This is a genomic window from Sphingomonas sp. (genome assembly GCF_025353885.1).
GTDB lineage: Bacteria > Pseudomonadota > Alphaproteobacteria > Sphingomonadales > Sphingomonadaceae > Sphingomonas_O.
Genome location: NZ_JANXNX010000027.1, coordinates 1 through 17,339, shown reverse-complemented (window position 1 = coordinate 17,339; position 17,339 = coordinate 1). Strand labels below are relative to the sequence as shown.

Here is a 17,339-nt window from a genome sequence, read left to right as displayed (position 1 = left end):
GGAAGCGGCGCAACGTCGCCGAGCATCGAATAGACACCCTCCAGAATGACAAGCTTACCTGCTTCGGGGGGCAGCCTACCCAGCCGCTTGTCCAGATCCTCGACCGAATTATGGCGGAAGCGGACGACTTCGGCATTGCCGAGCGCACAACCGTCATAGATCGACGCGTGGCTGTCGGCGTCGAGAATGATATAATCACCCTTGCCCGCGATGGTCGAAACGAGGCCCAGGTTGGCTTGATAGCCGGTGGAAAAGACCATGGCGTACTGGGTCCCGTAAAATTCTTTCAGCGCGTCCTCGCACTCACGGTGGCCCTGATAGGTGCCGTTAAGCAAGCGGCTGCCGGTTGTGCCTGCGCCGAACTGGTCGAGCGCATCCTTGCCCGCCTGAATGACGTCGGGGTCGAAGGTCATGCCCATGTAATTATAAGTGCCGAGCAGGATAGTCTCCTTGCCCTTGATGATCGCGCGGGTCGGCGACAGCACCTTTTCCATGACGATGGAAAACGGGTCCCGGACGCCGGTGTCGAGCAACGCCTGGCGTTCGGCGATCAGCGCATCGAACTTTGAAAACAGATCGCTCATGCCTTCAGCTTCGCGACGGCGTCGATCAACTGGCCGACATTCTCAATCTCGGCCTGCATGTTCATCGTGATGATGATGTCGAATTCATCCTCGATCGCCGCGACGAAATCCATCACGGTCAGCGAATCCCATTCTAGATCGCCGGCAAAGGTCGTGGCTTGGGTCAGCACGACACCCTTTTTGTTGAAAGGCGCGATTTGTGCGGCGACGGTCTCGTAAATTTCTGTGCGTTCGGTCATGCCTATCCTTACCGGGAACAGGACCGCCCTGCCAAGCGATTGCGGCGGGAGTCGGGCAGCGTTAAGGCAAGCAAAATTCGTGACGGTCGCGCGCACTAAATTCACAGGAGCCGATTGATGCCCAACGCCGTGAGTCCCGACCCTGCCGTTCCCGAGACGGTCACCAGGCGCGCCTTTGCGATCGATGCCGTGCACCTGATCCGCACGACCGAACAGATCAACGTCAGTCTGTCGCAAATGGCCGACCAAAAAGCGAGCATCCTAATGGGCGCGACCTTTGTGGTGTTCAGCATCGCGGTCAATCAGGCGGTCCGGGAATATGTGTCGGTGGCGCTCGTCATCCTTGCGTTGTTTGCCTTCATGTCGGCGATGCTGGCGGTCTTTGCAATCATGCCCTCGATCCGGTCAAAGCGCACCACCTCGCCCAACCTGTTGTTTTTCGGCGGGTTCGCGGGGATGGGCGAAGAGGAATATATCGACAAAATGCTGCTGCTGCTGAAGGATCCGGAGACGATCTACCGGGCGATGTTGCGCGACATCTATCAGAACGGGCAGGTCCTGATGCACAAGAAATACAAGTTTTTGGGGCTGGCCTACCGCGTGTTCCTGGTTGGGCTGGTGCTGACCATGAGTGCTTTCGGGCTGCAATTCGCCGGGATTCTATAACCAGCCGTTGGCTCGATACCATGCGGCGGTCGCCTGGAGGCCGGCGGGAGTTGCGATGTGCGGCGTCCACAGCGCGGCGGGAACGCCGCGGTCCGGGTCGATCGTCCAGTCGGGATGGGTCAGGTAATCGACGCGGTCGGCGGTCAGGCTGGCCTTCGCACCCCGGAACAGGCGGTCGAGGCGCGAGGCCAGCGACAGCAGCGCTTTCGGCATCGGCAGGGCGATGACCTTGCGACCGACCGCCGTTCCGAGCGTGGCGGCGAAGTCGCGATGCGCCCAGCCGCCTGGCACACCGTCGTCGGCTTCGTAAAGGACGCCGCCTTCGGGAGATTCGACCAGCGCCAGGACCAGCCGGACGAAATCGTCGACATGGATGACCGACATACGCCCGGCGGGGGGCAGGGCAACGACACCGTGACTCGCCATGCGGAAGATATCAAGCATGCCGGTATCGCCGGGGCCATAGATCGCTGTGGGCCGGACGATGCGCCAGTCGAGGTCGGAGTTGGCCACGGCATCCTCGGCGGCGCGTTTCGATGCACCGTACATCGACAATTCCGGTTCGCGCGCGGCGAGCGAGGAGATGTGGACAAAACGGATCGCGCCCGCGGCCGTCGCCGCCTGTAGCACCGCGCAAGTGCCGACGCGATTGCCCGCATCGAAGGCGGCGGCGTCGGGCGCATTGACGACGCCTGCCACGTGGACGACGGCATCGCAGCCAAGGCACAGGTGGGCGAGCGACCTGGCGTCGTTAAGCGCGCCATTGACCCAGGTCACGCCGGGCAGATCGGGTTGCGGTCGGCGCGTCAGGGCACTGACGAGATGCCCGGCCTCGGTCAGTCGTGGCAGCAGATGGCCACCAACGAAGCCGGTCGCCCCGGTTACCGCAATCCGCATCAGAGACGCACCATGTGGTCGCCGTGGACGAGCGCGACCATGTGGTCGCGGTGGACGAGCGCGGAGCGGGGGGCATAGCCAAGCACGGCGGCAATCGCCTCAGTTTTCAAGCCGGTGATCCGGGCGGCGTCGACGGCGTCGTATTCGCTGAGGCCCCGCGCGATTCGGTTGCCGTCGGGTCCGACGATATCCACGACATCGCCGCGCGCAAACTGACCCTCGGTGCGACTGGCTCCGGCGGCGAGCAGCGACGCGCCCGATGCGAGCGCCCGCGTGGCTCCGGCATCGATATGGATCGTGCCGCGCACCGTCAGCCGCCCGGCCAGCCACGCCTTGCGGCCCCGGGCCTGTGCCGCCGCAATGAAGATCGTGCCGTGCTGGCCCGCTGCCATGCGCGTCAGGGGGTGGGGTTCGGTCCCCGATACGATGACAAGGTCCGCGCCTGCGCTGGTGGCAGTGCGTGCGGCCTCTATCTTCGATGCCATGCCGCCCGATCCCATGCCCGACGAGGTGCCAACCTGCGCCATCGCCGCGATTTTTGCGTCGATCCGCGCGACGCGTGCGATCCGGGTGGCGGTCGCGTCCCGCGTCGGGTCGGCGGTGTACAGACCATCGACGTCTGACAGCAGCACAACGCCCTGCGCCCGGGCCGCCGCGCCGATGCGGGCGGCAAGGCGGTCGTTGTCGCCGAACTTGATCTCGTGCGTCGCGACCGAATCATTCTCGTTGATGACCGGCACGACCTTTAGCGACAGCAATCTTTCGAGCGTCGCCGAGGCGTTCAGATAGCGACGGCGGTCCTCCAGATCGTCGAGCGTCACCAGCATCTGCGCCGCGGTGATGCCGTGGTCGCCCAACAGGTCCGCCCATACGCCTGCCAGCGCGATCTGGCCGACCGCGGCGGCCGCCTGGGCGTCCTCGAGGTTGGCACGACCGCCCCGCGCCAGCTTCAGCCGCCGTGCGCCAAGGGCGATCGCACCCGAGGACACAACTGCGACCTGTTGTCCCGCAAGCGTGCGCGCGGCGATGTCGGCGACCAGCGTGGTCAGCCATTCGCGGCGGACCGCGCCTGCCGCGTCGACAAGGAGCGACGACCCGACCTTGACGATCAGGCGCGGGCAGATGGCGGGGGACAGCGGGTGGTTCACGGATGTGCGCTTAGCCGCGGGAGCCGCCGCCAGCAATAATTCCCGACCCGGCGGCGCGGGTCACGCTGCGGAGGACTATAGCGGTGACCATTCGGCTTGGGCTTCCCCTGCTTCCACTTTCAACGGGCTGATGCCGACCGATGGAATGGCGTCGGCCAGGCGATCCAGCACGATGTCGAGCCCGGTGCCGGCAGCCCCCGACATCGGCAGTACCTCGGCCTTCGACGCGCGTTTCAGCTTCGTGACGAGTTTCTTCACGTCCGCCGGATCGAGCGCGTCGATCTTGTTCAGGCCGATCACCTCGGGCTTGTCGACCAGGCCCGCGCCATAATTCTTCAATTCCTTGCGGACGATGCGATAGGCTCCGACCGGATCATCTCCGGTGGCGTCGACCAGATGGAGCAGGACGCGGCACCGTTCGACATGGCCAAGGAAGCGGTCGCCGATCCCGGCACCATCGGCGGCACCCTCGATCAGGCCGGGGATGTCGGCCACCACCCACTCCCGGTCGCGGTGGGTGACCACGCCCAGCTGCGGACGAACGGTGGTGAACGGATAAGCGCCGACCTTTGCCCGCGCATTGGTGACCGCGTTGATGAAGGTGGATTTACCGGCGTTGGGCAGGCCCAGCAGCCCGGCGTCGGCCAGCAGCTTCAGCCGCAGCCACACCCACATCTCCTCGCCCGGCCAGCCGATGCCATGCTGGCGTGGCGCACGGTTGGTGGATGTCTTGTAAGTCGCGTTCCCGCGCCCGCCATCGCCGCCGCGCAAGAACACGCGCTGTTCGCCGACCTTGGTGAAATCGGCAAGGACGTGTTCGCGGTCGTCGCTGAGCAACTGCGTGCCGATGGGAACGCGGATGATCAGGTCGTCGCCCCCCGCTCCGGTGCGATTGCTGCCCGAGCCGCCCTTGCCACGCGGTGCGCGGAAATGCTGGGTGTAGCGAAAGTCGATGAGCGTGTTCAGTCCGGCAACAGCCTCAAAGATGATGTCGCCGCCCTTGCCGCCGTTGCCGCCATCGGGGCCGCCATATTCGACGAATTTTTCACGTCGGAACGCGACGGCTCCAGGCCCTCCTGCGCCTGAGGAGATATAAACTTTGGCTTGATCGAGAAAATGCATTTCAGTTCCAGCTTTGCCCGTTGGGCGTCAGATTGCGGCGGCCATGCGCGCTTGTACGCCCGGCGATGAATGAAGTTGGCGACAGGCGATCTCGCGCGCGGCTTCGCGCGGCAGGCCAAGCGCCTTGGCCATTGCCTTGCCCAGCAAGGCATCGCCCAGCGCCATGAACACAAGTGTCAGCGTGTTCTCGCGGATCAGGCCGTCCTCGTTATCGACGCTGAGTTCGTCGACCAGCCGGTGGATCGCCTCGACAATCGGATCAAGCGCATCGCGGTCGCCGGTCATCAGCATCCACACCGCCAGAGCGCCGGCCCCCTGCCGGTCGAAGGCATCGAACGTCATATTGACGATCGTCTGCTGATTGGCCTCGCCACGCCGCGCTTTCACGACGGTGGCCGCGATGCTGTCGCAGACGGTTTCGGCAAGCATCGCGGCAAGCGCCTTTTGCAGGCCGAGTGCCGAACCAAAATGATGGAGCAGGTTAGCGTGCGTCTTGCCGATTCGCGCAGAGACCGCCTTTAGGGTAACACCCTGCGGACCTTCGGCGATAAGTATCTCGCGGGCGGCCTCGAGAGCGACACTGCGGCTTTCATCGGGCGACAGGCGTTTACGTTCTATTGACATGAATGTTAGTAAGCTTTAGACGGAGTTCAAAGGAGTCCATAGCATGTCTCGTGACAAAACGCCTACCGACCTGACAATCACACCGCGGGACCGCCGCTTTGGCCGTGGTACGACGCAAAAGCGCTGGTGGCTGAACGACGACCCGATCGGGAGCACGTTCCACGATGCCTTGTCGATCACCTTTCCCAAGGGCGAGGCTTTTTTCGTTGAGTCGGTCAAGGCATTTCGCGAAGGCGTGCCGCCCAGGCTGGCAGGCGAAATCAGGTCGTTCGTAATGCAGGAAGTGATGCACAGCCGCGAACACGTCGCCTTTAACAACCGGGTGATCGAGGCTGGCTATGACATTGCCGGACTGGAAAAAGTGGTCGCCGACAGCCTGGACCTGACCAAGGACCGGCCGCAGATCCTGAACCTGGCCGTGACCATGGCGCTGGAACATTATACCGCCATGATGGCGCACCAGATGCTGGCCAACCCACGTTATTTTGCCGGGCTTTCCCCCGAACTCAAGGCGATGTGGGACTGGCACGCGATCGAGGAAATCGAGCACAAGGGCGTGGCTTACGACACCTGGCTCCATGCGACGCGCGACTGGACCGCGTGGAAGCGGTGGAAGGTCAAGGCGATCATGATGCTGGTCGTGACCAAGACATTCTGGCCCGCGCGCTGGAACGGGACGCTGGAACTGCTGCGGCAGGATGGCCTGATCGGGTGGCGCATGAAGGCACGGCTCGCCTGGTATTTGTTCGGCACACCCGGCGTGGTCCGCAACATGATCCCGGCGTGGCTGGCATTCTTTCTGCCGGGCTTTCACCCGTGGAACCACGATGACCGGACGCTGATCGCCAAGGTCGACAGTGATTATGCGGCGGCAGTGTCGCCCCGCGTGAGCATGGCCGCGTGAGCATGGCCGTCTGATAGTCCCCGAACTTTCGACACGCAGGCTGATCCTCCGCGCACACCGCGCCGAGGATCATGCCGACTGCGCGGCCTTGTGGGGCGATGCCGCGGTTACCCAGTTTATTGGCGGCAAGCCCCAGTCGCCGCAGGACGCCTGGTTTCGAATCCTGCGCTATGCGGGAAGCTGGCAACTGCTCGGCTTCGGCTTCTGGGCAATGTTCGATCGCGAGACCGGAGCCTTTATCGGCGAAGGCGGGTTCAGCGACTTCCGGCGGGGCATTGCCTCGTTGGAAGGCATGCCTGAGACCGGCTGGGCCTTTGCCGCCAACTCGTGGGGCAGGGGTCTTGCCAGCGAAGCAATTGGCGCAATGACCGACTGGGCCGACGCGCAATTGCTCCATCACGAAACCCGGTGCCTGATATCGAACGGCAACACCGCATCGGTGAAGGTTGCCACGCGCAATGGCTATAGCGCGTTTGCCAACCTTCCCAACGCGGCGCAGGTGTTCAGGCGGTCAAGGTCGCCGCTTTAAGGTCGAGCGTGTATGACAATCCCGGGGATGCAATCTGACGCCCGACACTGAACAGCGGCCCGCGATCGCCGGTCTGGTGAAAGCCGAGCTTGCGCAAGACCGCACCCGATGCCGGATTATCAACGAAATGCTGGGCGGTCAGACGCCCGATCCGCAACGTTTCCCGCGCCATGTCGATGACCGCGCGGCCAGCCTCGGTGGCGAATCCTTTGCCCCAGCACGACGGGACAATCCAGTAACCCAGAATGGTTTGCCGAGCGTGATCGGACAATTTCGCGTCCGAAAGGGCAATGCCGCCAATCAGCCGAGGTTCAGTCGCAGTGCGTTCAAAGATAAGCATGCTTGCTTCCTTTGAATCACGTTCGCGTGTTAGGAAATCCTCAGCATCGTCGACCGAATAAGGCCAGGGTACATGGGCTAGATTATGGGCTATCTCTTCGCGGTTGATTGCAGCCGCCAGCGCGGGCGCGTCTTCAGTCCAGCCCGGCCGCAGCAATAGTCTTTCAGTCCGTGCGAACATTGTCGCTCTCCTCTTGGCGTGGCCAGTGCACCGGTTAGATGACGGCACGACGACATATTTGAGGGAGAAACGAAAAAGGGAGGCCGGGGGAAACCCGTCTCCCTCACGACCTGCCTCGGCAGATCTTCGGGTCACCCTATTGGCGACCCGTAAACAGGACCGCCAGTTATTCTGCGGCTTCGGCTGCCATATCGACCGAAACATATTTGCGACCGAGTTTGCCGTCATGAAACTGGACGCGGCCATGAATGAGCGCGAACAAGGTATGATCGGTGCCCAGGCCGACATTGCGGCCCGGCCAGACGCGGGTACCACGCTGGCGGACCAGAATGTTACCAGCCAGAACGGTTTCGCCGCCATATTTCTTCACGCCAAGACGACGTCCAGCCGAATCGCGACCGTTACGGGATGAACCACCTGCCTTTTTATGTGCCACGGTTCGTTACTCCTTTTCGGTCGCTGCTACGGCGGGCGTCACAGCCTCTGCCGGCGTGTTCTGAACTGGTACCGCCGAAACGGGAGCCGCTTCGGTTTCAACCTTGGGGGTTGTCTTTGGAGCCGCAGCCTTCTTTGCAGAAGCCTTGTCCTCCTCGGTGCCGACGCTCAGGATCTTGAGGATCGTGTGCTGCTGGCGATGGCCGTTCTTGCGTCGATAGTTATGACGACGCTTTTTCTTGAAGACGATGATCTTCTCGGCTTTGGCCTGCGCGATAATCTCGGCAGCGACAGTCAGCCCGGCAATTCCTTGCGCAACGCCATCGGCGCCAGCGAAAAGAATGTCGGTCAGCGCAATCTGCGCCCCAGCGACGCCATCGATTTTCTCGACGACGATTTTGTCTCCTGCGGCAACGCGATACTGCTTGCCGCCCGTGCGCACGACTGCGAACATAGCTCTCACTCAAGTCAAATAGATGGCTCCGGCAAGGCCAAAGGCCCGTCGGAAGAACGGCGGCCCTATGCAAAGCGCCACTTACTGTCAACTGATTCCGGGCTAGTCCGCGTGGAGAAAAGGCGGGTCGGGAATTACCGCGCGCGATTCGTTGAGCAGGCGGCCCCATTCGGACGACAGCAGCGCGAAATAACTGTCATCGGCCTCGATCCGCAACCGCACGGTCTTGCGCTCTGGATCGTTTGGAATTGCGATCAGATCGAATGGCAGGCCGACCGAAAGGTTCGATCGCATCGTCGAATCAAACGACATCAGCGCGACCTTGACCGCCTCGTCGAGCGGCGATTCCCAGTTAAGCGCGCGGTCGAGGATGGGCTTGCCGTATTTCAGCTCACCGATCTGCATAAATGGCGCATCGGGCTGGCATTCGATAAAATTGCCCTCTGCATACACAAGATAGAGCGCAAGGTGGCCGTCGCCGAGCCTGCCGCCCAGCAGGATCGAGGCGTTGGCATTGATCTTCGTGCCGGTTAGCGTCTGTCCGATCGACCGTCGCGCTGTCGCCAGCGCTTCCCCCACCAGTTGCGCCACGCGGAACATCGTGTGCTGCGTCTCGACACGGCGGGGGACGCCGGTGTCGTCGAGGCACGGGAGCCCCTCCTTCAGCATCGACAGCATCGACTGGGTGACCGACAGGCTGCCCGCGCTGGCGACCACGATCAGGCGCTCGTCGTCATCGACCAGCGTGTGCAGCTTTTTATAAGTCGAGATATTGTCGATACCCGCATTGGTGCGTGTATCGGAAATGATTACGAGGCCGGCGTTGACCAGCAACCCCACGCAATACGTCATTTTACGATGCCCTTTCGGCGGATCACCCAAGCGGCTGGACGAATTAGTCCTGCGACTGCCCGACGTATACGCCGACGTCCAATTCCTCGATCCCGCCGCCTTTGCGACAGCCGGAAACGGGGTTGACGTCGGATCCATCGAGTCCCACGGCCACCCTTACACAGCTTTCATCGGGACTGAACCCCGAACATGGATCCAGCCCGATCCAGCCGAGCCGTTCGATGTGCAGCTCGGCCCAATAATGCGCGCTTTGGCGCGTGCCCCGGTCGGGGCCATGCAGACTGTGGCCCGAGACGATGCGGGCGGGGAAGTCCGCCGCATGGCCAAGCGCGACCAGCAGGTGAGCGGCGTCTTTGACGCTGCCCGACCCGCGCGCCAGGATTTCGGCGGGTGGTGTTCCAACAGTGCGGCCGCCGTGGATTTTGATGCTGCTGCCCACCAGCGCGTTGAGGGCGTGGGCGCGTTCGAGGCGGTCGGATGATCCCACCCCACGCGCCAGGACAGTGATAGTCGGATCGGGAGCGGTCAGCGGGGTGGTGCGGGTGTAGAACAGCGGGGGCAGCGGTTCGTCGATCCCCTTGACGATGCCAGCCATGTCCTCGGTCAGCACTTCGCCGCGTACGGTGATGGCGATGCGCTCGATCGGACCATCGACATACAGCATCGTCGTGACATTGCCGAAGCCGTCGAGCCCGGTGCGCAGGCGGGCGTCGCAATCGACGTCGATCCGCCAGTCGATCACCGTTTGTGCCGCATAGTCGCCCGGCGTGACGCGCAACAACTGCACGACGCGCGCCTGCGGCTGGCTGAAGGTATAGGTGCTGTGATGATCGATAGAAAGGCGCATCAGTCGAACCTGAACTGGCGCGCGATGGCCTTGCTCAACGCCGCGTTTTCATCGATGAAATTCTCCAGATATTGGTGCAAACCATCCTCGACGATGGTGGAAACCTTGGTGTGGCTAAGGCGGGCGTGACGCAGGCGGGCAAGCCGGTCGGCCTCGCCCTGAAATCCGGTCTGCTTGCCAAGCGCGTTCAGATGCTGGACGACTTCCTCGGCACTGGCGGCGAGCGAGCGGGGAAGTTCGCGGCGCAGGATCAGCAGCTCGGTGACGAACCACGGCTTCAATCCCTCGCGGTACAGCCAGCGATAAGCGTTCACTGCGGACACCGTCTGGAGGATCGTCGTCCACTGATCGCGGTCGACGGCGCCGCCGATGGCCTCGCCTTCTGGAAGCAGGATGTGATATTTGACGTCTAGCAGCCGCGCGGTGTTGTCCGCCCGCTCCATCGTCGCGCCCAGCCGGATGAACCATGAGGACGGGTTGCGCATCATCCGGCCGATCGCCCCCTCGAACCCGCGGGTCTCGGCTTGCGCCTCGTTGACCAGGTTCAGTGTGGCCTGCGTGTCGCCCGGGCTGCTGCGACCGTGGAACAACAACCACGCGCGGTTGATCGTCGCCCAGGCCTCGCGGGTCAGTGCGGTGCGGACGGCCTTGGCATTATCGCGCCCCTTGTCCAGGCAACTGACGACCGATCCGGGATTGGACGTCGACAGCGTCAGGAACCGCGTCACGTTGCGGGGCGTGAGCTTTTCGCCGGTCGCGGCGAAAACGACGTCGGCATCGATAACCATCAGGGCGCTGGCCCAGGCGGCTTCTCCGGCGGGCGTCGTCGACAGGGCGTCCAGACGCACGGTCGCCTCGACCAGGCGCGCGGTAAATTCCGCGCGCTCTACATAGCGCCCCATCCAGTAAAGCGAGGCGGCGGTGCGGCTCAGCATTACGCAGGCCTCCCGCCGCGAGCGCGAACATCTTCGCCATCGTCGGCGAGGACAAAGCTGTCCTTGGTGCCACCGCCCTGGCTGGAATTGACGACCAGCGATCCTTCTTTCAGCGCGACACGGGTCAGGCCGCCGGGCACGATCTTCACGCCGTTGGTGCCGGTCAGCACGAAGGGGCGGAAATCGACGTGGCGGGGGGCGATCCCCTTGTCGGTCAGCGTCGGCACGGTCGACAATGCCAGCGTCGGTTGCGCGATGTAGCGGTGCGGTTCGGCAATCAGCGCGGCGCGGAAGGTCTCGATCTCGACCTTGGTAGCGGTCGGGCCGACCAGCATGCCATAGCCTCCGGACCCGTCGACCAGCTTTACGACCAGTTCGGGAAGGCGGTCGAGCACATATTTCAGGGCCTGAGGTTCGCGGCAGCGCCAGGTCTCGACGATCGGCAACAGCGGTTCGGCACCGGCGTAGAACTTCACGATGTCGGGCATGTAGCTGTAAATCGCCTTGTCGTCGGCGATCCCGGTTCCGGGCGCATTGACGATGGCAACATGGCCCGCGCGATAGGCCGCGATCAGGCCGGGGACGCCCAGCATCGAATCGGGCTTGAACACCAGCGGATCAATATAGTCGTCGTCCACGCGCCGGTAGATGACGTCGACACGGACCCGTCCGGTAATAGTCCGCATCCAGACAAAATCGTCATCGACCTCCAGGTCGACCGCTTCGACCAGCTCGATGCCGAGGCTGTCGGCCAGGAAGCTGTGTTCGTAATAGGCCGAATTGAACCGCCCCGGCGTCAAGATCACGCAGACCGGGTCCGATCCCGCACCGATCGGCGCCACAGATCGCAGCGTTTGCAACAACATGTCGCCATAACTGTCGACCGGGCGCACCTGGTATTGCCGGAATAATTCGGGGCAGAGCCGCAGCATCGCCTCGCGGTTTTCGAGCATGTAGGAAACCCCCGACGGAGTCCGTGCATTGTCCTCCAGCACCCAGAAATCATCGGGGCCGGTACGCACCAGGTCTATGCCCGAGATATGCGACCAGATGTTGTGCGGCGGGGCCGATCCCACGATTTCCGGCCTGAACTGCGGATTGGTGAGGACGATATCGGCGGGCAGCAACCCCTCTGCGATGATGCGTCGCTCGCTGTAGATGTCGGTCAGGAAAGCGTTGATGGCCTCGACACGCTGGACCAGCCCGGCCGACAGGCGGGTCCATTCGCTGGCCGTGAAAACCCGGGGAACAATATCGAACGGGATGATGCGTTCGGCGGCATCGTCGTCGCCATAGACGGCGAAGGTAATGCCCAATTGCCGGAACGTCGCCTCGGCAGAATGCTGCCGTCGTTCAAGCTCGTTCATGGGCGTTGCGCCCATCCACCGGGCCAGCGATGCAAAAGCAGCACGCGGCACGTCGCCGCTGCTCTTTCCCCAGATCTCGTCGAATGGTTTTGGCTTCATTACCAACAGACTGCGTTGGTTTAATGCGGCGCACAAGAGTGGAAAGATTCATTTTCTCGTGCGTTGGGCCGCCATTAAGATGACCCGACCACGAGGGAGCAGATGCCAAACTCACCGTTTACCGAGAGCCATGCGCTCATTGACCAATTTCATGCCGCCATCGCCGATCAGGATTTCCCCTGCGTCGGCGCAAAGGCGGCGCTCGCCCGCCATCAGATCAAGGCCGTCGTGGCGCGGTCGATCACCAGCGGCTGGAACGACCTGGAAATGCATACCGCGCTGATGAATTTCGTCGTCAGCTATCGGCTGGAGGACAAGCTGTTTCAAAGCGTTGCGGTCATTTTCGAAGGACCGAACAATCTGGATGAAGCGACGTTCGAAGCCAATATGTGGAACCGCATTCAGTCGCTTGCCGACAAGGATGCCTGGCTGGGACAGAATTACGATCACCGCGTCAGTGCCGATCCCGACAATCCGCATTTTTCGCTGAGCTTTGGTGGCGAGGCTTTCTTTGTCGTCGGATTGCATCCCAACGCCAGCCGACCAGCGCGGCGCTTTCCGGTGCCCGTGATGGTCTTCAATCTGCACGATCAGTTCGAACGGCTGCGCGCCGAGGGCCGCTACGAAAAACTGCGCGGCGCGATTCTCGACCGGGACATGGCGATGGCGGGATCGATCAATCCGATGCTGTCGCGACACGGCGACCTGAGCGAAGCGCGACAATATAGTGGCCGCGTCGTCGGCACCGAATGGAGGTGCCCCTTTTCAGATCCTCGCCAGGCCCAGACTGATGCTGCCTGAACGCACCCGGATCGCGCCGCGTACCGGCACCGCCTTCCGGGTCGATGCCGACCAGGTGCTGACGGTGTGCGATCCCGAGGGCGAACAGGTTGCCGACCTGCTGTGCTTCAATGCCGAGGACGTAGGCGAAGTCCTGTCGTCGGGCCGGACGCTGGACTATGCCAGTCGCATCTACCTCACGACGGGCGACCTGCTTTATTCGAACCGCAGCAATGTCATGTTCGAGATCGTCGAGGACATGGTCGGGCGGCACGATTTTCTGCTGACCCCCTGTTCGCGGGATACGTTCCGGATAATCTATGGCGATATCGACCCGCACCAGGGATGTTTTGGCAATTTGGCAGAGGCACTGACCCCTTATGGCGTAAAGCCCGACGCCATCCCGATTGCGTTCAATTGCTTCATGAATGTGCCCGTGGATGCAGCGACAGGTGCGATCAGCGTTTTGCCGCCGCTCAGCAAACCCGGCGATTATATCAAGTTCGTCGCCCGTATGGACCTGATCGTTGGTCTCACAGCGTGTTCGGCGCTCCAGTCGAACAATGGTCGGTTTAAGCCGATCGAATATCTGGTCGAATAGGTTAGGCAGCATCGCTGACGAGGGTTATAGTGAATGAAACAGGAGGTCGCACTCTAATCCGGAGAGACAAGTGCGACAGCCGTTCAATGCTATTCAGGCCGAAATCCTCGAAGCGATCAGTGAAGCCTTGTTTTATGGCGTCGAGATGGTCATCTCGCCCGCGCAAGTCGTCGAGAACCTCCAGCACCAATTTGGACTGATATCAGGCACCAAGCCCGAACAGATCGGCTTGTTGATCGATGCTGTCTTCATCGTGCTCGGCGGTCCGTTTTTCCTGATCCGATCGCCCGCCGGTCGTGCACAGGTCATTCGCGACCGGCTCGAACTGACGACGATCGATTTCCTGCAGGACCTCGCGCGGATCAGGACGATCATCTACGCCGGTTATTACGGGCACTGGCAGGGTGACACGCAGGACGACAATGTTGACAACCCCGTCCACGCCCAGATCGGCTTCACTTTGCCCCGGTTTCGCGCGCGTGGACCCGGCGAGGTCCCTCTCGAAATATTCGAGGGGCGCGAACTGACGCACCACGATTTTGTCGGGCATGACAAATGTCCTGGCAGCGTCGGTGTCATCGTCGTCGGGTCGGGGGCAGGGGGGGCGGTTGCGGCCTGTAATTTGCAGGCGCAGGGGCATGACGTTCTCATCATCGAGGCGGGGCCGCATTACCCTTCGCCGAAAATCACGCACGAGGAGCGCCGGATGACCGCGCGGCTGTTCGTCGATGGTGGCATCCAGACCAGCCGCGACAATGATTTCGTCGTTTTCCAGGCGCAGTGCGTCGGCGGCGGCACGGTCATCAACAATGGCATTGCGCTGCGTGTCGACCAGCCCGGCATGATCCATCCAAGCGCGCCCGACGTGCTGGAAAAATGGGCAAGCATCGGTGCCGCCGTCGACAAGTCAAGGTTCGATGCTGCCTATGACGCCGTCGAGAAGGCGCTGGAAATCGAGCGGATCGACCCGAAAAGTGGAGTCAACAACGGCGCGCACCTGCTTGCCGGGTGGCATGCCTATGCCAATGAGACCAACGATCCCGTCAACGATGCCGCGCCCGCGCTGTGGTTTCGCAAGAATTACGGCCCGCGTCGTATCGAGGCCGACTGCGCCTATTGCGGCTATTGCAACACCGGCTGTCCCTATGGCCGCAAAAACGGAATGGCGCAGTCCTATCTGATCAAAGCGCGGGAAAAGGGTGCGCGGATACTGGCCGATGCGCGCGTGCTGAACATTCTGTGGCGCGCCGACCTGACCGACGGCAAGCGCGTGGCCGAGGGCGTCGATGTCGAGTTTCCCGATGGCCAGCGGCGCACGATCCTTACAACGCAGGGGGTGGTCGTGGCTGCGGGCACGATGGCGTCAAGCCGTTTGCTGATGGCAAGCGGCATCGTCGGCGCCGGCGACTGTATTTCGCTAAACATCGCCAGCCCGGTCGCTGCGCTGATGCCAGAGGATCGCGTGGTCCGCGCGTGGGACGAGGACCAGATGGCGACTTATGTGGATCGCGGTGATTTCCTGCTCGAATCGCACTTCCAGCCGCCGATGAGCATGGCCAGTCTGCTGACCGGCTGGTTTTCCGAACATGCGCGACGGATGCAGAATTACTCGCGGCTGGTTTCATCCGGGATATTGTTTCCGGCGGATCGTCGCGGACGGCTCATCGGCGGTAAACTTCATTTCAAGCTCGACGCGGAAATTGACCTGCCGTTGATCCGGCGGGCGATTGCGACGCTGGCGCGGGTCCATCTGGCGGGGGGCGCGATCGAGGTCTATCCAGCACTGGCGCGCGGTGGGGTGATCTATCCCGGCACCGACATCGAGGCGTTTTTGGAAGAAGGCATCCGCGAGGCGGACGATGTCGTCCTATCCAGCTCTCACCCCCACGGCGGCAACGCGAGGAACGTCGATCCGGACTGTGGCGTCGTCGACCTGGAGTGCCGCGTTCACGGCACGACCAACGTGATGGTCACCGATGCCAGCGTCTTCCCGAGCTGCATCCGCGTCAACGCGCAGCTGACAACGATGGCGATGGCGCATTATGTCACTGTGGGCGGCGGAGTGTTCGGACCCAATATCTGAGGTTGGTGCGGTCACCCCGGCGCAGGCCGGGGCCTATACGCGTGTCGGGTCGGGCGCATCTCTTTCGGACAGCCGTATAGGCCCCGGCCTGCGCCGGGATGACGAGACTGGCGCGAAACGGCCTGGCATGAAAAAAGGCCGACTGCATCGCTGCAGCCGGCCTGTCTTGCCCCGGGAAGGTGGGCGGGAAGTCAGCGGGTTGAGTTCAGGCGACCTGTGCGACAGGTTCCACAAGCGTCACATCATCGGGATCGCGCAGGACATAGCCTCGACCCCAGACGGTCTCGATGTAGTTTTCACCCTGGCAGGCGAGCGACAACTTCTTGCGCAGCTTGCAAATGAACACGTCGATGATCTTCAGTTCGGGTTCGTCCATGCCACCGTACAGGTGGTTCAGGAACATTTCCTTGGTAAGGGTGGTGCTCGTGCGGAGGCTCAGCAGTTCAAGCATCGCATATTCCTTGCCGGTCAGATGGACGCGGCTGCCATCGACTTCGACGGTCTTGGCATCGAGGTTGACCGCCAGCTTGCCGGTCCGGATGACCGACTGGCTATGTCCCTTCGAACGACGGACGACGGCATGGATGCGGGCGACCAGTTCGTCGCGATGAAAGGGCTTTGTAACATAATCGTCGGCGCCGAAGCCGAACGAGCGCACCTTCGAGTCCATTTCGCTGATACCCGACAGGATCAGGACCGGCGTGGAAACCTTGGCGACGCGCAATTTCTTCAGAACGTCATACCCGTGCATGTCAGGCAGGTTCAGGTCCAGGCAGATGATGTCGTAGTCGTACAGCTTGCCGAGATCGAGGCCCTCTTCGCCAAGGTCGGTGGTGTAGACATTGAAACCCTCGGCAGAGAGCATCAGTTCGATGGCTTTCGCCGTCGTTGGCTCATCTTCGATCAACAGCACACGCATCGGCGAAAGTCCCCTGTTACAACCCTGTGGTCTGCCAGCCCCAATCGACTGCGCAACGCACATCATTAACCAAACAACGAATGAAGGGAAAAGGTTAATTTCTGCTTAAGCCGCAGAACTCCGCGAGTCGGTCGCTAAAGCATCGGTCAGGAATTCCAGAAGTGCCTCGACCCGGCGCGGCCTGAGTCGGCTCGGCGGGGTGACGAGATGGAGCGCGATCACCGGTGCCGACCAGTCGGGGAGGATCGCAACGACCTGGCCGCTGGCGAGGCTTGGGTCGATGATGAAGTCGGGCGCGATGGCAATGCCATGCCCTGCGAACAGCGCGGGCAGCATGGCGTCGGCATTGTTGGTCCGCAGGCGACCGCCCGGCTTGATGACGGCGACCTCGCTGCTGCGGTGGTGGACCAGCCGCCAGTGTTCGGGCGTCGAGAAATAGGCATAGCCAAAGCAATCGTGCTGGCCGAGGTCGGCGGGGTGCCGAGGGATGCCGCGTCGTTCCAGATACGACGGTGCCGCGACGATCCGCACAGCGACGTCGCACAGCTTGCGGGCACGCAGCGTGGAATCGGGCAACGCCGCGATCCGGAGCGCGGCATCATAGCCATCACCAACCAGGTCGACGCGGTCGTCGCTGAGGTTCAGGTCAACGTTGATCTCGGGAAATTCAGTCAGGAAACGCGCGATGATCGGGCCGATGTGGCTCAAGCCGAAACTCATTGGGACAGCCAGCC

21 protein-coding genes are annotated in these 17,339 nt (G+C 62.3%); 6 read left to right on the top strand and 15 right to left on the bottom strand.

Annotation, left to right across the window (positions count from 1 at the left end):
* Both Q0R02_RS02945 and Q0R02_RS02940 read right to left on the bottom strand, forming a co-directional pair.
* Positions 1-584 (bottom strand): aminotransferase class I/II-fold pyridoxal phosphate-dependent enzyme (locus Q0R02_RS02945; protein WP_293880694.1); only part of this gene is annotated, 584 nt, incomplete at its 3' end.
* Positions 581-823, bottom strand: coding sequence for an acyl carrier protein (locus tag Q0R02_RS02940; protein WP_293880692.1), 243 nt, complete (start codon positions 821-823; stop codon positions 581-583). The genes Q0R02_RS02945 and Q0R02_RS02940, both read right to left, overlap by 4 nt.
* A gap of 117 nt (positions 824-940) precedes the next feature.
* Here Q0R02_RS02940 and Q0R02_RS02935 point away from each other — a divergent pair, with 117 nt between their 5' ends.
* The gene (locus tag Q0R02_RS02935; protein ID WP_293880690.1) at positions 941-1,489 is read left to right on the top strand and encodes a Pycsar system effector family protein; all 549 of its coding nucleotides are present in this window, start codon (positions 941-943) and stop codon (positions 1,487-1,489) included.
* Here Q0R02_RS02935 and Q0R02_RS02930 read toward each other — a convergent pair.
* From Q0R02_RS02930 to Q0R02_RS02915, 4 genes are all read right to left on the bottom strand, one after another.
* Positions 1,484-2,386 (bottom strand): NAD(P)-dependent oxidoreductase, encoded by a 903-nt coding sequence (locus tag Q0R02_RS02930; protein WP_293880688.1) that lies wholly within the window; start codon positions 2,384-2,386, stop codon positions 1,484-1,486. The two genes, Q0R02_RS02935 and Q0R02_RS02930, sit on opposite strands and share 6 nt — an antisense overlap.
* On the bottom strand, positions 2,386-3,534 hold the full coding sequence (gene proB / locus Q0R02_RS02925) for a glutamate 5-kinase (RefSeq protein ID WP_293880686.1): 1,149 nt from the start codon (positions 3,532-3,534) through the stop codon (positions 2,386-2,388). The genes Q0R02_RS02930 and proB overlap by 1 nt, the downstream gene beginning before the upstream one ends.
* 75 nt (positions 3,535-3,609) lie before the next feature.
* A complete protein-coding gene (gene obgE / locus Q0R02_RS02920; protein ID WP_293880684.1) occupies positions 3,610-4,656 on the bottom strand; it encodes a GTPase ObgE in 1,047 nt (348 codons plus the stop codon).
* Positions 4,657-4,683: 27 nt separating this feature from the next.
* Complete coding sequence (locus Q0R02_RS02915; RefSeq protein WP_293880682.1) at positions 4,684-5,280, bottom strand: TetR/AcrR family transcriptional regulator; 597 nt, start codon at positions 5,278-5,280, stop codon at positions 4,684-4,686.
* Positions 5,281-5,323: 43 nt separating this feature from the next.
* Between Q0R02_RS02915 and Q0R02_RS02910 the strand changes: the two genes are divergently transcribed.
* Together Q0R02_RS02910 and Q0R02_RS02905 are read left to right on the top strand one after the other, a co-directional pair.
* Positions 5,324-6,184, top strand: a complete 861-nt coding sequence (locus Q0R02_RS02910; RefSeq protein ID WP_293880680.1) for a metal-dependent hydrolase — start codon at positions 5,324-5,326, stop codon at positions 6,182-6,184.
* Positions 6,185-6,194: 10 nt separating this feature from the next.
* Positions 6,195-6,713, top strand: coding sequence for a GNAT family N-acetyltransferase (locus Q0R02_RS02905; RefSeq protein ID WP_367271417.1), 519 nt, complete (start codon positions 6,195-6,197; stop codon positions 6,711-6,713).
* Here Q0R02_RS02905 and Q0R02_RS02900 read toward each other — a convergent pair.
* The 7 genes from Q0R02_RS02900 to Q0R02_RS02870 all read right to left on the bottom strand — a co-directional run bounded on the left by Q0R02_RS02900 (position 6,688) and on the right by Q0R02_RS02870 (position 12,222).
* On the bottom strand, positions 6,688-7,233 hold the full coding sequence (locus tag Q0R02_RS02900; RefSeq protein WP_293880678.1) for a GNAT family protein: 546 nt from the start codon (positions 7,231-7,233) through the stop codon (positions 6,688-6,690). The two genes, Q0R02_RS02905 and Q0R02_RS02900, sit on opposite strands and share 26 nt — an antisense overlap.
* A 166-nt stretch (positions 7,234-7,399) precedes the next feature.
* A complete protein-coding gene (gene rpmA, locus Q0R02_RS02895; protein ID WP_293880676.1) occupies positions 7,400-7,669 on the bottom strand; it encodes a 50S ribosomal protein L27 in 270 nt (89 codons plus the stop codon).
* 6 nt (positions 7,670-7,675) lie between these two features.
* Positions 7,676-8,122, bottom strand: coding sequence for a 50S ribosomal protein L21 (gene rplU, locus Q0R02_RS02890; protein WP_293880674.1), 447 nt, complete (start codon positions 8,120-8,122; stop codon positions 7,676-7,678).
* A 102-nt stretch (positions 8,123-8,224) separates the two neighbouring features.
* Positions 8,225-8,974 (bottom strand): peptidase, encoded by a 750-nt coding sequence (locus Q0R02_RS02885; RefSeq protein WP_293880672.1) that lies wholly within the window; start codon positions 8,972-8,974, stop codon positions 8,225-8,227.
* Positions 8,975-9,017: 43 nt separating this feature from the next.
* A complete protein-coding gene (locus Q0R02_RS02880; RefSeq protein WP_293880671.1) occupies positions 9,018-9,821 on the bottom strand; it encodes a transglutaminase family protein in 804 nt (267 codons plus the stop codon).
* A complete protein-coding gene (locus tag Q0R02_RS02875) occupies positions 9,821-10,756 on the bottom strand; it encodes an alpha-E domain-containing protein (RefSeq protein WP_293880670.1) in 936 nt (311 codons plus the stop codon). Before Q0R02_RS02875 ends, Q0R02_RS02880 begins: the two co-directional genes overlap by 1 nt.
* Complete coding sequence (locus Q0R02_RS02870) at positions 10,756-12,222, bottom strand: circularly permuted type 2 ATP-grasp protein (protein WP_293880668.1); 1,467 nt, start codon at positions 12,220-12,222, stop codon at positions 10,756-10,758. Before Q0R02_RS02870 ends, Q0R02_RS02875 begins: the two co-directional genes overlap by 1 nt.
* Before the next feature lie 102 nt (positions 12,223-12,324).
* Here Q0R02_RS02870 and gntA point away from each other — a divergent pair, with 102 nt between their 5' ends.
* The 3 genes from gntA to Q0R02_RS02855 all read left to right on the top strand — a co-directional run bounded on the left by gntA (position 12,325) and on the right by Q0R02_RS02855 (position 15,686).
* A complete protein-coding gene (gntA, locus tag Q0R02_RS02865) occupies positions 12,325-13,023 on the top strand; it encodes a guanitoxin biosynthesis heme-dependent pre-guanitoxin N-hydroxylase GntA (RefSeq protein ID WP_293880666.1) in 699 nt (232 codons plus the stop codon).
* On the top strand, positions 13,013-13,603 hold the full coding sequence (locus tag Q0R02_RS02860) for an urea carboxylase-associated family protein (RefSeq protein ID WP_293880664.1): 591 nt from the start codon (positions 13,013-13,015) through the stop codon (positions 13,601-13,603). Before gntA ends, Q0R02_RS02860 begins: the two co-directional genes overlap by 11 nt.
* Before the next feature lie 70 nt (positions 13,604-13,673).
* Positions 13,674-15,686, top strand: coding sequence for a GMC family oxidoreductase N-terminal domain-containing protein (locus Q0R02_RS02855; protein WP_293880662.1), 2,013 nt, complete (start codon positions 13,674-13,676; stop codon positions 15,684-15,686).
* Between the two features lie 205 nt (positions 15,687-15,891).
* On the opposite strand, the gene ctrA is transcribed toward Q0R02_RS02855, so the two are convergent.
* Positions 15,892-16,605: a response regulator transcription factor CtrA gene (gene ctrA / locus Q0R02_RS02850; protein ID WP_293880660.1), complete on the bottom strand. Its 714-nt coding sequence runs from the start codon at positions 16,603-16,605 to the stop codon at positions 15,892-15,894.
* A gap of 105 nt (positions 16,606-16,710) precedes the next feature.
* The coding region (locus Q0R02_RS02845; protein WP_293880658.1) for a substrate binding domain-containing protein at positions 16,711-17,339 on the bottom strand (629 nt) is incomplete at its 5' end.

Excerpts from the sequence above, each read along its gene's own strand:
- Q0R02_RS02940 (WP_293880692.1), bottom strand. The coding sequence starts at position 823 with ATGACCGAACGCACAGAAATTTACGAGACCGTCGCCGCACAAATCGCG.
- Q0R02_RS02935 (WP_293880690.1), top strand. The coding sequence starts at position 941 with ATGCCCAACGCCGTGAGTCCCGACCCTGCCGTTCCCGAGACGGTCACC.
- Q0R02_RS02930 (WP_293880688.1), bottom strand. The coding sequence starts at position 2,386 with ATGCGGATTGCGGTAACCGGGGCGACCGGCTTCGTTGGTGGCCATCTG.
- obgE (WP_293880684.1), bottom strand. The coding sequence starts at position 4,656 with ATGCATTTTCTCGATCAAGCCAAAGTTTATATCTCCTCAGGCGCAGGA.
- Q0R02_RS02915 (WP_293880682.1), bottom strand. The coding sequence starts at position 5,280 with ATGTCAATAGAACGTAAACGCCTGTCGCCCGATGAAAGCCGCAGTGTC.
- Q0R02_RS02910 (WP_293880680.1), top strand. The coding sequence starts at position 5,324 with ATGTCTCGTGACAAAACGCCTACCGACCTGACAATCACACCGCGGGAC.
- Q0R02_RS02900 (WP_293880678.1), bottom strand. The coding sequence starts at position 7,233 with ATGTTCGCACGGACTGAAAGACTATTGCTGCGGCCGGGCTGGACTGAA.
- rplU (WP_293880674.1), bottom strand. The coding sequence starts at position 8,122 with ATGTTCGCAGTCGTGCGCACGGGCGGCAAGCAGTATCGCGTTGCCGCA.
- Q0R02_RS02885 (WP_293880672.1), bottom strand. The coding sequence starts at position 8,974 with ATGACGTATTGCGTGGGGTTGCTGGTCAACGCCGGCCTCGTAATCATT.
- Q0R02_RS02880 (WP_293880671.1), bottom strand. The coding sequence starts at position 9,821 with ATGCGCCTTTCTATCGATCATCACAGCACCTATACCTTCAGCCAGCCG.
- Q0R02_RS02875 (WP_293880670.1), bottom strand. The coding sequence starts at position 10,756 with ATGCTGAGCCGCACCGCCGCCTCGCTTTACTGGATGGGGCGCTATGTA.
- Q0R02_RS02870 (WP_293880668.1), bottom strand. The coding sequence starts at position 12,222 with ATGAAGCCAAAACCATTCGACGAGATCTGGGGAAAGAGCAGCGGCGAC.
- gntA (WP_293880666.1), top strand. The coding sequence starts at position 12,325 with ATGCCAAACTCACCGTTTACCGAGAGCCATGCGCTCATTGACCAATTT.
- Q0R02_RS02860 (WP_293880664.1), top strand. The coding sequence starts at position 13,013 with ATGCTGCCTGAACGCACCCGGATCGCGCCGCGTACCGGCACCGCCTTC.
- ctrA (WP_293880660.1), bottom strand. The coding sequence starts at position 16,605 with ATGCGTGTGCTGTTGATCGAAGATGAGCCAACGACGGCGAAAGCCATC.